Source organism: Apibacter muscae (assembly GCF_007845635.1).
Lineage (GTDB): Bacteria > Bacteroidota > Bacteroidia > Flavobacteriales > Weeksellaceae > Apibacter > Apibacter muscae.
Window position 1 is genome coordinate 1 of sequence record NZ_SELG01000018.1, and the last position, 977, is coordinate 977.

2 protein-coding genes are annotated in these 977 nt (G+C 32.0%); both read left to right on the forward strand.

Translation table 11 applies throughout. The features are described 5' to 3' along the window. Positions 1-184, forward strand: a 184-nt coding sequence (locus ETU08_RS00560; RefSeq protein WP_146261066.1) for a tyrosine-type recombinase/integrase, incomplete at its 5' end; no start/stop codon positions are given. Further along, positions 181-977, forward strand: a 797-nt coding sequence (locus ETU08_RS00565; protein WP_146261067.1) for a tyrosine-type recombinase/integrase, incomplete at its 3' end; no start/stop codon positions are given. The genes ETU08_RS00560 and ETU08_RS00565, both read left to right, overlap by 4 nt.

The following is a 977-nucleotide window of genomic DNA, read 5'->3' on the forward strand; positions in this document are numbered from 1 at the left end:
ACTAAAGAAAATACTTAAAAGAACCACCCTAAACAAAAATATAACCCTACACAGCTTACGCCATAGTATAGCCACCCATCTACTAGAGAACGGATTAAGCCTAGAAAACGTCAAAGAATTCTTAGGACACAAATACCTAGACACCACCGAAGTATATACAAGAATTACCAAGTTAGAACTATGAAAACCATAGAAATCTATATACAACAACATTATAAAGGAGAAAGCATCCCAAGTTATTTAATAGGAATAAATAAATATTTACGCTATATAAAAAACGCAGAACAAGCCCAGAAAAAAGAAATCTTACACTATATACAAACCCTACGCAAACAAGGCAACAGCCCCAAAACCCTACAAAGCAGATTAGCCCATATCAAAGCCTATTACCATTACTTACAACAAGCAGGCAAAAGAAAAGACCATCCCTGCAAAGACCTACAACTCAAAGACAAGATAGATAAAAGTATAAAGACAGAGCTCTTATATACAGAAAAACAACTCAAAGACTACTTAGAACAAACCCCCAAACATAAAAAACTCATGGTAAGCCTTTTAGTGTATCAAGGGTTAACCATACAAGAAATAGCAAATCTAAAACCTAAAGATATAGAAATACAAAAAGCAGAAATCTATTTAAAAACTAGAACCATAAAACTCAAAGCCGAACAAATCTATTTAGTTACAGAACACTATAAGCTGTTTAAAGAAAACAGAAACTATGTATTTGAACACAGCAGGAAACCAGGACAGAAACTAAGAGCCAAAGGAATTAATCACTATATTAATTTTAAAAGACAAGAAAAATATACCCCCATAAAGATAAGGCAGAGTGTCATCAAGAACCTACTTAAAAAATATGATTTAAGAAAAGTTCAGGTTTTTTCAGGTCATAAAAAAAGTTCGATTACTCAACAATACCAAACTACAAACTTAGAACAGTTGAAAAATGAGATTGAAAATTTACATCCATTAAA